The following is a 14,096-nucleotide window of genomic DNA, read 5'->3' as shown; positions in this document are numbered from 1 at the left end:
TCCTTTAATCTTCTTTATTCTTTGATGCTACAGCCGCTTTCTTTTGCGGCACGGTCTTTTTTTCAGCTGTTTTCTTAACAGAAGCAGGTGCTTTTGCTTCTTTTGTTGCCTCTTTTAATGCAGTGCCTTCTTCTTTAATTGGCTTTGCCGCCGCCTTTTTAGGCTTTGCACCACCCATCAAAACTTCTAAAATATGAAGTGTCGTCAGTTCTTGTCGATGACCACGCGTGCGTCTCGAATTTTGACGACGGCGTTTCTTAAATGCAATAACTTTACGCCCACGTGTTCGCTCTACAATTTCAGCCGTAACTAAAGCATCAGCAACAACAGGTGTACCAATAATTGCACTCCCCTCTTGCCCTACCATCAAGACATCTTTGAATTCAACAACATCACCGGTATTGCCAACAATTTTTTCAATTCTCACCATTTGGTTAGCAACAACACGGTATTGCTTACCACCCGTTTTAATGACTGCGAACATTTTTTATCCTTTCGTTCCACCAGCTCTTATTTGACTCTTATCCGATTTCTATCTTGTCGATAAGAGAAAATAGGCTGCTTTTTATCAGTCGTAATAGATTTTAAGAGGAGGATAAAATATCCTCATAAATACAAACATGCGCAGATTTCTCCGCGCCTGTATATTTTGTTATGACGGAATTTCCATTCTCTGTCAATAAAGCCTTCTAAAAAAGCAAAAAATGGTTGTACTAAACGCAATTGAAGGCTATCTACCAACCATAATACTTCAATAGGTAAAACTTTATCGTACTTTGAATATAATATATGGAGAGATGGCTGAGTGGTTGAAAGCACCGCACTCGAAATGCGGCATAGGGGCAACTCTATCGGGGGTTCAAATCCCTCTCTCTCCGCCAAAATGTCCGCTACAGTAATCTTTGTTAAATATCTTTCTGTCATTTATCAGCAAACTTTATACCATACATTCTTTTCAAAGGATTTAAAAAAACTCTCACAAAGAATACAAAGAGATTAAAGGGAAATATCCAATGGCACATAAAAAGCCGATAGTTTCTCGCATTATAATTGCGATTCAGAATCAAAGCGTTTTAGTATCTAAAATTTGCTCATGAAGCTATAAAAACGTAATTTAATACATAATATATTCATGGTAAAAATATGTATAAATGAATTATTATATATTCCTATTTCATCCCTCCTTTTCCACTCAACAAGGTAACATAATCTTAAAACTATACTGATGCACCTTAAATCAATCAAATCCCCCTCTCCTACATGTCATAAACTGAGTAGACTTTGGATAAAAACCGTTAAAAAAAGAAATAAAAATATCTCTTATGAACGCTCTCAAATACAAAAATTGTCGTGATATTTTAAGTTGGTAAATAGAATAATGGTGCCATCTCGCACCTTCATAAGCGTAAAGATGGTGCAGCACAATGGATTTTACAGTTTCTGTATTATTCTGCACGTCTTGCTTGAATATGTGCCAACAGTCCTAATGTTGAACTATCACGTTTATCTGCTTTATTTTCTCCACGCAATATTGGTAACAATTCATTTGCTAATTCTTTTCCAAGCTCTACACCCCATTGATCAAATGAATTAATATTCATCAAAATACCTTCGACAAAAATACGATGCTCATAAAGTGCAATGAGGCGACCAAGTGCAAAAGGTGTTAACAAATCCTGAACCAATATAATACTGGGGCGGTTTCCCTCAAAACTTCTATGCAGTGCTAAATTATCTGCTTCACACGCACTCATACCATTTTTTAAAAGGACGCGCCGAGTCTCTTCGACATTGCGACCTTTCATGAGAGCTTTTGATTGCGCTAAGCAGTTTGCTACCAACATTTCATGCATAGAATGTAAATTTTGCTCATGCCCTTTTATAAATAAAATAAATTCTACAGGAATAATATCTGTTCCTTGATGCAGAAGCTGAAAAAAAGCATGTTGCCCATTTGTCCCTGAATCTCCCCAAACAACTGGACCACTAGAAAAATTTAATGGTTTGCCATCGAGCGAGACTTGCTTACCATTTGATTCCATATCAAGTTGTTGTAAATAAGCTGGAAAATGTGCCAAACGCTGAGCATAGGGAATGATGGCACGTGATGCATAACCACAAATAACACGATGCCAGAACCCTAAAAGAGCAAAGCGAATAGGAATATTTTCATGCAAAGGCGCCGTTTTAAAATGTTGATCCATTTGTAGAGCACCTTTGAGAAATTGGCGAAAATTCTTCTCTCCTATTGCTAACATCACAACAAGGCCAACGGCAGACCAAATGGAATAACGCCCTCCAACCCAATCCCAAAATCGAAAAACTCTTGCAAAATCTATTTCAAATTCCGCTACTTTATCAAGAGCACTCGAAACAGCAACAAAATGTCTACCAACAGCCTTTTCTCCTAAATGTGAACGAATCCATTGACACGCAACTTGAGCATTTACTATCGTTTCAGCCGTTGTAAAAGTCTTAGAAGCAATGATAAACAGTGTCTTTGCAGGATTTAAAACTGAAAGAATATCAGAAATATCTGCACTATCAGCATTAGAAACAAAATGACAATGCGGACCATCATGATAAGGTTTTAAGGCACGTGTAACCATCACAGGTCCAAGATCAGAACCACCAATACCAATGTTGACAATATCACTTATCTTCTCGCCACTACTTCCCCTATAGCTGCCATCACGCACCTCTTTAGAAAATCTTTCCATATCATCAAAAACAGCTTGAACAGCCTGAATTAAATCATGATTATCCAACATGAAAACTTCATCAGCAATCAAACGTAATGCAATATGAAGAACTGAGCGCTTTTCCGTTGTATTAATGGGCTGACCGGAAAACATTGCTTCACGCCTGCCTAATACATCTGCTGCAACAGCTAAATTATCTAGGAGCTGCAATGTTTTTAACGTCACACCACATTTCGAAAAATCAAAAAGGAGATCATCAAGCTTTAAAGAGAAATGGGAAAAACGTTGCGCATCTTCTAAAAAATGCCTACGGATATCATGCACACCATCCTTTATAGCGTGTTCTCTCAACGCTTTAAAAGCTGCTTTAAAGGCTTTTTCGTTTCGAATTAATAAGCCATCTCCCATGGTCTTATTTCCCATTATTATTGACAATGAAATTTACACACAAACAATAACAAAACAGAGTGTGCTCCCTTATATTGCTCACCATTTTTACTGCTTGCATACAAAATGAAGGGGTACAAAAGTGGAAAGATAAAATCAAAAAACGACATTTTTAAAACAAAAGTAAAAAATCAAAGCTTTCCCACCAGACATATCATTCAACTTGGCTTAATTCTTTTGCTAATCGCAGATTTTCTTCTGCTTTTGGTCTTATAAAACGTCCCAAGAAAAGATAAACAACCGGTGTAACAAAAAAAGTAAAAATAGTTGCGAGACCCAAACCGCCAACAATTACCCAACCTAAAGCTATACGTGCCTCGGCACCAGCACCTTTTGCTAAAACTAGAGGAATTCCCCCTAAAATCGCACAAATCATTGTCATAAAAACTGGACGAAGACGAATATTCGCTGCCTCTTCTATAGCTTCACGCACACTTTTGCTTTGATCACGTAATTGATCTACAAATTCAACAATAAGAATACCATTTTTAGCCATAATTCCAATCAGCAAAATTAAACCAATTTGACTGTAAATATTAAGACTAACACCACTTAAAAGCATAGCAATCACAGCACAACCAACTCCTAATGGTACAGTAGCCATGATAATAAATCCTGAAATAAAACTTTCAAATTGTGCGGCTAAAACCAATAAAATAATCACAAAGGCAATTCCAAAAACAATGACAAAACCGGAAGAGGTTTCATTCAGTGTTTCAACCGTCCCCAAGGGAACCAAATAATTTCCTTTCAATAACAAAGGAGCAGCAATTTCCTGTACAGCCTGATAAGCACTTCCTAAAGCAAAACCTGGAGCAAGATTGGAGCTTAAAGTAACCGCACTCATACGCTTTTCTCGTTGTAATTGAGGAACAGTAGCTTTTTCATGTAAATGCGCAATAACCGATAAAGGAACATATTGGTTGCCCTTGGTTTTAAAAAAATATTTTCCAAATTACGAGGACTTTTTATAGGATTTTTATGCGATGTCAATTTAACATCGTAAGAATGATCATCTACGTAAATAGAGCCAATCTTTTTACCATCCAACATTGCTTGTAACGTATTACCCAAATTGTTGATATCAATTCCTAAATCAGAAGCTTTTTCTCGATCAATTTCAATAAAAAACTGCGCTTGTGTTGCATCAACAGTAAGACGTGGACGAATAAAACGTGAATCAGCTTGTAAAGCATGCACCAACTTATCAGCAATGGGTTGTAATGTTGCATAATCATTGCCAAGAATTGCAAATTGCAACCCTTGACCAATTCCTCTTACACCTAATGAGTTTCCTTGCGCAGCAAACACAAAAACTGCTAGGAACTGTTTAACTTTTGCATTAATATCTTCTACAATTTCTTGTTGATTTCGTAAACGCTGCTCCCAAGGGGAAAGTAATAAAATTAAAAAAGCGGTATTGGTTGAGCCATTCATGCCCACTATAGAATAACTGTTAGCAATCTCTCCAGCATCACGTAAAGGCTGTAATTTCGCTTCAATTTTTTCTACTTGCTCATTCATATATCGTGCTGAAATACCCTGTGGCCCATTGACCACCAAAAAGATAAGAGCCTTATCTTCTGATGGTGTTAACTCTTGTTGCAATTTCGTATAACTACCAACACAAAAACCTGCAAAAATAACAGTCCAAGGCCTTTCTAAGCATTTATGCAAACTATAAGTATATCCTTTATGAAAAAAAGAACCTAATTTATCCAAAAAAGTTAAATTGAAATAATGACGTCCTCCTTCTTTCTTCTCCTCAGTATGCCCTTTAACAAAACGTGAAGCCAACATAGGACAAAGCGTTAAAGCTACAACCCCAGAAAGAAGAATAGAAATTGCCAAAACAAAACCAAATTCTCTAAAAAGCCGCCCAACCTGCTCAGGAAGGAAAGAAATAGGAACAAAAACAGCAACTAACGTCAACGTTGTTGCTAAAACAGCAAAAAAACTTCACGTGTCCCTAACACCGCTGCCGCCCTAGAGCCTAGTCCCATATTGCGCCACCAACAATATTCTCAAGAACAACAATGGCATCATCCACCACAAGTCTTGTCGCTAAAACAAGTCCCAAAAATGTGAGAATATTCAAAGAAAAACCTACAAGATAAATGGCAGCGATTGTACCAATTAAAGCGACAGGAAGAGATACTGCAGGAATATCTCTCAGAAAAAGATAAATAACTAAGATAACGCTAAGAATAGCAATGATCAATGCAACTTCAACCACATGAAGTGCACTCTTAATAAAAAGTGCATCGTCACTAATAACATCTATATGTACATCAGAAGGAACGATAGTTTTGAGTTTATTGATAGCCGCTCTCACACCTTTGGAAATATTAAGAGTATTAGATTGTGCTTTACGTACAATCCCCAACCCAATACCTGTCTTTCCGTTTATACGAAGAATAACCGTTTCTATATCAGGTTACAAAGTAACATACGCAACATCACCAAGATGCACATAGGTGTTAAGAGAACCTGCTCAAAAGCTTCTGGTGTTGTTAAACGTGCAATAGTACGCACAACTAAAACTTGCTTAGAATTGCGTAATGACCCCACCGGCACATCGGTTGTTATATCTGCAAGAGCACGTGAAACATCTGCCACGGTTAATCCATAACCGGCAAGTTTTGCTTGATCTATATCAACTTGAAAAATCTTCTTGCGAGCATTCGCAACCTGATTATCACCAATACCATCAACAGCAGAAAGCGCATCAACAATTTTATCGTCTACAATCATTGTTAAATCATCAATACTCATTGTTGGTGAAGTCACGACTAAATACATCATTGAAGCAGCATTCGAGTCTGCTTTAATGATAAGAGGCGCATCTGCTTCTTTTGTAAAGTATACGTAACACGGGACAAAACATCACGAATGTCAGATGCTGCAATATTCAAATCAACACCAACATTCAAATTAACCTCTACACGAGAAATGCCAAAATAAGAAGTTGAAGAAATCGTCTTCACACCTGAAACACGAGCAACTGCATCTTCTATAACTTTTGTCACTTCACGATCAATTGTTTCTGCTGATGCACCAGTAAAAAGCGTTATAATCGTCGTCACTGGAGTATCAACATCTGAGAGTTCCCGCACATCAACATTCAACCATGCAGAAATCCCTGCAATCATAATCATAGCATTTAAAACGAAAGTAAAAACTGATCTGCGAATAGATAAAGTAATGATACTGCCTTGCTCTGGTACCTTTGCCTGTTTTGTGTTCAATTCTTGGCTCATTGTCCATCCTTCCCATAAACGGCTGATAATTACTGTTGATGGGAATTTTTATCCTCAAAAGTAACCTTACTTCCTGGATAAAGTGTTTGTAATCCTTGAATAACAATTTGATCAGCATTTTTTAAAGGTGCTGTTACAAAAACCTTATCTTTTTCATGCTTTCATGCTGAATAATCGATACTGGTATAGACTCTACTTCCCCTTCTCTTACACGCCAAACGAACGACCCTTTATTATTCCATTGAATAGCAAGAGGATTTACCACAGGAAAAGAACCATTATGAAATTCAAGCGCTACTGTAAAAGACATACCAGACATGAGAGTATCTCTTTCGTTTTTGATCTCAACCTGAATATGAAGTGTGCGACTTTCTGGATTAACGATATTATCAATCGCATAAATATGACCAACAAAAGTCTTATCTGGCTGTGCCGTTAATATGGCCGTCACCTTATCCCCTTTATGAATACGCGATGCGTAGCGTTCAGGAACCCATATATCAACTAAAATACGTTCTCTATTTTCAAACTGGCCTATGACAGTATTAACAGTCACAGCATTGCCCTCATCAATGGGTAAAATACCAATAACTCCACTCATTGGCGCACGAATTGTCCGCCGTTCAAGATCTAACTCAGCATTACACAAAACCAAATTTGCGTTATCTAGCTCTAAGCGAGCAGTAATTTCCTGAACCTCTGTTGCTGTCTTGCTAGCACGTAATTTAAGAATACGAGAAAGTGTTAATGCACTATTATCACGTTGTACTTTCGCTTTTTCAGCTGCTATCTGTTCTTTTTGAGAATCGGGTTTTACAAGTACGTCACCCTCTTGTACTCTCATACCAGCTGAAACAAAAATCTTATCAATAATACCTGAAGACCAAGGTGTTAATTCTACAGAAGCAAATGCTTGTCCACTACCAAGTGCATTGAGCCGTTCATAAAAATCTTCAATTTTTACAAGATCAACAACCACATTCATTGGTGGTTTTTCTGCAGACATTTTTGAGATTTTATTGGACGTACTTGTTGCTTTATCCACTACCAAAACAGGTTGTTGTGAACTTTGTTTCCCTGCCCAATAAGTAATCATCAAAATGAGAACGAGAACACCAATGAAAAGGTCTTTTTTAACAGCTCCATACCGCTACTCTTGCTGTATCATGAATATATCGATTGTCTGAAACAGCCCTCAACAGTAACATTCGAGTTTCACTAAAACTGAACTGCAGGTAGTATATTTACCCCCACTGCAAAAAACATATCTTATTTTGCTTGATTATCTTTGGTCGATTAAAACGTCAAGTTAACTATCGTTCATCTTAAATTTTATCTTTATATACCAAATATACCAAAGAAATTATTATACAAAATCTCATCAAAACTGGAAATACATAGAAACTTTTTTAACAATATCATACCAATAAAGGAATAAAATTTTTTCTTTTCACTAAGTTTCACTTGCAATTCCTCCATGAAACGATTAGGAACCCTTTGTCGTAATAAGATAGAAAATTGAAAATCGATGCACCCGTAGCTCAGCTGGATAGAGCACCAGACTACGAATCTGGGGGTCAGGAGTTCGAATCTCTTCGGGTGCGCCATTCTTTCAATTTCCATTTTTTTCAATATTTAAGAAATATATTCCCCTTATTGAAACATTTTCCATTCTGTCCTGATCGCATTGCCAGAAAACAGGATATCCGCTTTTTTGATGATGAATTAGAGAGACTTTCTAAGATATTTTTAGAGTTCTTTAGATATTTAAAATGTTTTTATGACTCAAAGATAAAAAACTTTGAAGGTTTCTTGCATAAAACCTTTAGAGTTATAATATTCTTTATAGACAAGCCCTGAAAGAATGGAATGTTTGGAAATCAAAAATCCCAACAGGATACCACCAGGGAAAATTTAAGACTTTGATACCGTTTTTTCTTAATTCTGCATTCTTTCTAAAAGCTTGTGAGAACGAGAAACATAGCGATTCTTTCCTAAACTTCACAATTGCTTGTTTTTCTCCACTTTAATTTTCCCTCTTGCACAGTATATTATCGACCTCTATGATACATTGTCATTCTATATTTTATAGGTTCTCTCATCTGATTATAGTACACGCTCTTAATGTCAACAAAAGCCGAGTTTAAAGAATTTTTCCATGCCTAAAACAGATATTGAAATTGCTCGCTCTGCTCAAAAGCAACACATCACTGAAATTGCCAAAAAAATTGGTATAACCCATGAAAATCTTATTCCTTACGGACATGATAAAGCTAAAATTTCTTCTGCATACATAAAATCGCTCAATCATAATCCAGATGGTAAACTTATCCTCGTCACAGCTATTAACCCAACACCTGCTGGAGAAGGAAAAACAACAACAACAGTTGGTCTCAATGATGCTCTCAATCTTATCGGGAAAAAAGCTATCGCCGCCTTAAGAGAACCATCTTTAGGTCCTTGTTTTGGTATAAAAGGTGGTGCTGCTGGAGGTGGTTATGCTCAAGTTGTACCGATGGATGACCTTAATTTGCATTTCACTGGTGATTTTCATGCAATTACCGCTGCTCATAATCTTCTTGCCGCAATGATAGATAACCATATTTACTGGGGAAATCGTCTGAATATCGATCCCCGCCGCATTGTTTGGAGACGAGTCCTTGACATGAATGACCGTGCATTGCGCGATATTGTTACTTCATTGGGTGGTGTCACCAACGGTTTTCCTCATCAGACAGGTTTTGATATTACTGTTGCATCAGAAATTATGGCTCTTTTTTGCCTTGCCGAAAATTTAGAAAATCTTACGCAAAGACTTAAAAAAATCATTGTTGCTTATCGTTATGACAAAACACCTGTGACAGTTGCTGATCTCAAAGCGGAAGGGGCAATGACAGTCCTTCTTAAAGATGCCATGCAACCTAACCTTGTACAAACAATTGAAAATAACCCTGTTCTTGTTCACGGAGGACCTTTTGCCAATATCGCTCATGGCTGTAATTCAGTTATAGCTACAAAAACTGCTTTAAAGCTTGCTGATTATATTGTGACAGAAGCAGGTTTTGGCGCAGACCTTGGAGCAGAGAAATTTTTCGATATTAAATGTCGACAAGCGGGAATTGTACCAAATGCAACAGTGATTGTTGCAACAATTCGCGCATTAAAAATGAATGGTGGTGTGGACAAAAAGAACCTGACAGTGGAGAATATCACTGCTTTACAAGAGGGAGCAATCAACCTTGTACGACATATCAAAAATATGCAGCACTATGGCATCCCTTGTATTGTTGCACTTAATCATTTTGATACTGATAGCGAAGCTGAAATAAGCACGTTACAAAAAATAGTCGCAACAACTGGACACAAAGCTGTTGTCTGCAAACATTGGAAACAAGGTGGAAAAGGTGCAGTAGCACTTGCAAAAGAACTTGTTACCCTCATTGAAGAAAAAGATTGCCATTTTAAATTTCTGTATCAAGATGCACTACCACTCGTTCAAAAAATTAATACTCTTATAAAAAATATCTATGGTGGTCGTGGAGCTATCATCGCTGATCCTATTCTTAAACAGCTTGAATGTTGGGAAAAGGAGGGTTATGGCGCATACCCTATTTGTATGGCAAAAACACCCTATTCCTTTTCTGCTGATCCTACTCAATACGGTGCCCCTGTTGATTTTGAAATTCCTGTACGTGAAGTTCGTCTCTTGGCAGGTGCAGGTTTTATTGTTGTCATTTGCGGAGATGTCATGACTATGCCTGGCTTACCCCATTACCCTATCGCTGAGAAAATTCATCTTGACGAAAATGATCAGATACAAGGGCTTTCATAAGCTTATGTCCATAGACTCAAATCATTCATTACGAATAGCGACTAATAGTAAAAAGAAGAGAATTTTAAAAAGTGATATAGACAAGCACCTTTTTTATGTGATATATGCTTTGTTATATATATTGTTTTTAGATATTATTTTAAAAACGATTAGGTTTTTCCTATTATTTATGACACTGAAAAAAAGCAGGATAGATAGTGCAAGTACTTGTTCGTGATAATAATGTTGATCAAGCGCTACGTGCGTTGAAAAAGAAGATGCAGCGTGAAGGCATTTTCCGTGAAATGAAGATGCGTGGTTATTATGAAAAACCATCAGAAAAGCGTGCTCGTGAAAAAGCTGAAGCTGTTCGCCGTACACGTAAGCTTGCGCGGAAGCGTGCGCAAAGAGAAGGCTTTGTGAGTAACGGACGAGCTTCTGCAGTGAGATAGTGCATTTTTGTTGCAAGCTCTTGGGAATCACATTAGCATTTGCAGTGGGTATAGTATTTAGCCAAGTTATTTAATTCGGTGAAGGTGGTTTTTATCGCATTCGATTTTGTTTGTTTTATGTTCTTTGTTTAAACTGTGGCAGTAATTTTTAAAATATGAGTGGGTTTTACTTTGCTCATTGTGTCAAGATAAGTTTGTCATTGTGGAATGCACAGTTAAATACAGAATGTTTTTGCTGTTTCTTAATGTGGTCTTTTCTTTGTGCGTATACCCTGTGGAAGTTCTCTTAGTTTTTAGATAATGCATTGATTTATAATGATAATCTTTGTTTTGGACAATGAATAAGACCTCTGAATATTATTAAGATTTTTTCATTTCATCCCCCTCTTATATGAAATCAATTAAAATCACATCCTCGTATATCACAAATGAGGTTAGCGTATAGGTTAAAACTTATAAGAAAAGGGAAAATGCCTCTTATGAAAGTTCTCAAGTGCCAAGGGCTTCTGCAACATTGGAGGCTGGTAAATAATGAAAGTGCTCTTTTGCTCTTTCATAAGTATAAAGATAGTGGAACACAAAAATATCAAATATTTATCCTCTTTCAAATTCCTCTAATCAATTCAAATTGAGAAATATAATTTTGCTATCATAATATGAAATTGTATTCACAAAGGATATAATATCGAATACGTAGTTTTCATCCTCAATATTTATTAATGCGACGATAAATTCCATTATTGTTGTTGTTTCATAAACAATCTAGAATTAATAGACGCCCATATAACCCTATGTTCATTTACCGCAATATTTGCATAATCAATGGATCGGGATGAAACTGCTTTATAACTAAACTGAAAGCTTCTAAAAGCATAGATTCCAAAAACTGCCTTATGTTTGTGCCGTCATAAATGAGTCCTTCATATGTTGGCTTATCTTCAATATTGCGAATGCTCTTGCATTTGAATGGTTCACTAATATATGATTCATACATTCTAAAATTGCTTTTAAAATTATATATCAATCTCTTTATTGACCTGTCATTGAATAATTTTTTAATGGTAATAATTAATATAGTTATGCCATTTTTTGAAAAATAAATCAGACAGAGAGATACAATATTCTACCCCCAATCTGTTACACAAAAGTGGATACACCCTTTCCCCGCATCTTAATCATCTCATATCTGTCTCAATCATACACTACATGAGAATTTATGTGCTAATCTCAAAGACCCTTCTCTTGTAAATAAAGCAAACATTAAGAATGTTCAAATTTTTATCTTAATTTATTCTATGTTTCCTGTAACAATTTCTGCATTGTTTAGATCTCTTTAACTAGCAATGTGCCATAGCTCCCTTATCAGTTCTCAATTCTCCAGTTCTTAGATTGCCAATAACGAAAAGATAAAAGGTTTAAGTGTGCAATATTCTCATTGGTTTCGATTTTTATTGCTTACATTACATATCTCCATAGCAGGAGTTTTTGTCCCCGGTTTTCCTCATTTTCTGCATGCACAACTACTCAATACAAATTCTGGGCAAAACTTAGGACCAAGTGGTTTACCACTTCCACGGTTTGCTTCCATTAAACCCACACGTGTAAATGTGCGCATTGGACCAGGGAGTAATTATTCTATCATCTTTACCTATAAAAAACAGGGACTCCCTATTGAAATTATCCAAGAATATGATCAATGGCGCAAAATTCGTGATGCCGAAGGTGATGAAGGCTGGGTATACCAATCGCTTCTATCGGGAAAACGGACCGCTATCACTATTCCATGGCAAAAAGATAAAACAAAAAGGCTGATGCTACGAAAAAATCCCACAGAAAACGCAGAACTTGTAGCAGAAGTAGAGCCTAATGTTATTGGCAATATTCGCCAATGCAATGGGCATTGGTGCGAACTAAATATCAATAATATCCGAGGATGGCTTCATCAAACTCAGTTATGGGGAATCTATCCTGATGAAAAAATAGAAAAATAAAAAATTGCTGAAGCTTTAAATCAAACAACTTTAATTTGTATTCTACTCCTTCCTATTTTTTGACTTTCTTTTTGCTCTAAAGGCAAAAAAAATCTTAACGAATACGGAACTGTAAACAATCTAGCTTTTCTCCGTAAATTCCACCTAATTTAACCATTTACGTGGTTCAATTCATAGGCTCTATGGACAAGCTCTATCCCGAATATTCACCATAATCTTGAATACGTTCACGCCCTTTATGCAAAAACAGGACACCATAAAATGTCATTGTGTTGCCATGCACATACTCTGCTTTAAAGAGGCATATCTCAATGTTTCTAAACCATTTTATGACCTCTTTTGTGTATGGCATAATGGTAAAGCTATTGTGCACCACCATCTTTATACTTATGAAAACTTAAACAACATCTTCATACTCTTTGCCGATTCCCACTATCGCAATAAGCTCTTGGCATCTGAAATGCCTTCATAAGAAGCTTTGTATTGCTTTCTTAATACTACTCACACGCCAGCGTCACTTATGATGTACAAAGAGATGATTTTAATTCATTTAATATAAGAAAGCTTATGATGAAAGAATTCACTATATGCGAAATTATCACTCAAGCTGAGAAACGATGATTTATTATCATAAATCAATGTGTTATTTAATAAAGTATCACCTCTGCAAAACTTTATCTGCCTTACATCATAATCCTAACCGATAATGTTATATGGGATAACTTGATTATCAGATCAGCTTTTTGGTTTTAATCGAACTATTAAATCAACATGGGAAATTTCCATACCCTCTGGTGGTTTAGGCAAATTTCCAATAATGGGCGATTCTCCTAAATTGCATGGAATATCAAGAATACGATTTTCACCCTCTATATAAAAATGGTAGTGATCAGAGGTATTCGTATCAAACCAAGTTTTCGAACCTTCCACGGCAATAATTCGTAATAACCCCGCTTCCGTAAATTGATGAAGCGTATTATAAACCGTTGCTAAAGATACAGGTACACCCACCTTTATCGCTTCTTCATAAAGCTCCTCAGCAGCAATATGACGGTTACCATGAGAAAAAATCATATTAGCAAGTTCTAATCGCTGGCGTGTTAGTCGCAAACCATTCTGACGCAAATGTTTCTCTAACACAGAAGTAGAATAATAACCTGTAATCTGTCCACAATTTTTTGCGCTCTGTTGCTCTTCATTTAAACCTAAATTGTCTGCGCTCACTGACATATTAAAAACCATAATATATTTATATTCTGTTCAAATCAGGTTAAAATACAAAAACTAGAATGATATAATATAATTTTTCATTCCATGTTTAAATCACTATCTATGCAGGATACATAAAAAACAGTTTTTGTCATTAAAAATGATATAAAATCATTTCCCTCTCCTTTAAATTTGCTCTAAAAGTAGGTTGGGGAAAAGCGCAG

Annotated in this window: 6 protein-coding genes, 2 tRNA genes and 2 pseudogenes; 5 read left to right on the top strand and 5 right to left on the bottom strand. The window is 36.3% G+C overall.

Features of this window, described 5'->3' with window-relative positions:
• Window positions 1-4 precede the first annotated feature (4 nt).
• On the bottom strand, window positions 5-484 hold the full coding sequence (gene rplU, locus ABD909_RS03520; RefSeq protein WP_345096564.1) for a 50S ribosomal protein L21: 480 nt from the start codon (window positions 482-484) through the stop codon (window positions 5-7).
• 307 nt (window positions 485-791) lie between these two features.
• On the opposite strand from rplU, the gene ABD909_RS03515 reads away from it, so the two are divergent.
• Window positions 792-881 (top strand) — tRNA-Ser (locus tag ABD909_RS03515).
• 564 nt (window positions 882-1,445) lie between these two features.
• On the opposite strand, the gene pgi is transcribed toward ABD909_RS03515, so the two are convergent.
• The 3 genes and pseudogenes from pgi to ABD909_RS03500 form a co-directional block, all read right to left on the bottom strand.
• Window positions 1,446-3,110 (bottom strand): glucose-6-phosphate isomerase, encoded by a 1,665-nt coding sequence (gene pgi, locus ABD909_RS03510; RefSeq protein ID WP_345096563.1) that lies wholly within the window; start codon window positions 3,108-3,110, stop codon window positions 1,446-1,448.
• A gap of 193 nt (window positions 3,111-3,303) precedes the next feature.
• Window positions 3,304-6,409: pseudogene (locus ABD909_RS03505) on the bottom strand (efflux RND transporter permease subunit).
• 29 nt (window positions 6,410-6,438) lie between these two features.
• Window positions 6,439-7,555, bottom strand: a pseudogene (locus ABD909_RS03500) (efflux RND transporter periplasmic adaptor subunit).
• Between the two features lie 384 nt (window positions 7,556-7,939).
• On the opposite strand from ABD909_RS03500, the gene ABD909_RS03495 reads away from it, so the two are divergent.
• The 4 genes from ABD909_RS03495 (at window position 7,940) to ABD909_RS03480 (ending at window position 12,663) form a co-directional block, all read left to right on the top strand.
• A tRNA-Arg gene (locus ABD909_RS03495) sits at window positions 7,940-8,016 on the top strand.
• Between the two features lie 551 nt (window positions 8,017-8,567).
• The gene (locus ABD909_RS03490; protein ID WP_345096562.1) at window positions 8,568-10,241 is read left to right on the top strand and encodes a formate--tetrahydrofolate ligase; all 1,674 of its coding nucleotides are present in this window, start codon (window positions 8,568-8,570) and stop codon (window positions 10,239-10,241) included.
• Between the two features lie 197 nt (window positions 10,242-10,438).
• Complete coding sequence (rpsU, locus tag ABD909_RS03485) at window positions 10,439-10,672, top strand: 30S ribosomal protein S21 (protein WP_006590085.1); 234 nt, start codon at window positions 10,439-10,441, stop codon at window positions 10,670-10,672.
• A gap of 1,421 nt (window positions 10,673-12,093) precedes the next feature.
• A complete protein-coding gene (locus tag ABD909_RS03480; RefSeq protein ID WP_345096561.1) occupies window positions 12,094-12,663 on the top strand; it encodes an SH3 domain-containing protein in 570 nt (189 codons plus the stop codon).
• Between the two features lie 735 nt (window positions 12,664-13,398).
• Here the strand turns inward: ABD909_RS03480 and irrA are convergent.
• Window positions 13,399-13,893, bottom strand: a complete 495-nt coding sequence (irrA, locus tag ABD909_RS03475) for an iron response transcriptional regulator IrrA (RefSeq protein ID WP_345096560.1) — start codon at window positions 13,891-13,893, stop codon at window positions 13,399-13,401.
• Window positions 13,894-14,096: the final 203 nt, after the last annotated feature.

The sequence above is a fragment of the Bartonella acomydis genome, assembly GCF_039543025.1.
GTDB classification, from domain to species: domain Bacteria; phylum Pseudomonadota; class Alphaproteobacteria; order Rhizobiales; family Rhizobiaceae; genus Bartonella; species Bartonella acomydis.
This window is presented reverse-complemented; position numbering and strand designations above follow the sequence as displayed.

Excerpts from the sequence above, each read along its gene's own strand:
- rplU (WP_345096564.1), bottom strand. The coding sequence starts at position 484 with ATGTTCGCAGTCATTAAAACGGGTGGTAAGCAATACCGTGTTGTTGCT.
- pgi (WP_345096563.1), bottom strand. The coding sequence starts at position 3,110 with ATGGGAGATGGCTTATTAATTCGAAACGAAAAAGCCTTTAAAGCAGCT.
- ABD909_RS03490 (WP_345096562.1), top strand. The coding sequence starts at position 8,568 with ATGCCTAAAACAGATATTGAAATTGCTCGCTCTGCTCAAAAGCAACAC.
- irrA (WP_345096560.1), bottom strand. The coding sequence starts at position 13,893 with ATGTCAGTGAGCGCAGACAATTTAGGTTTAAATGAAGAGCAACAGAGC.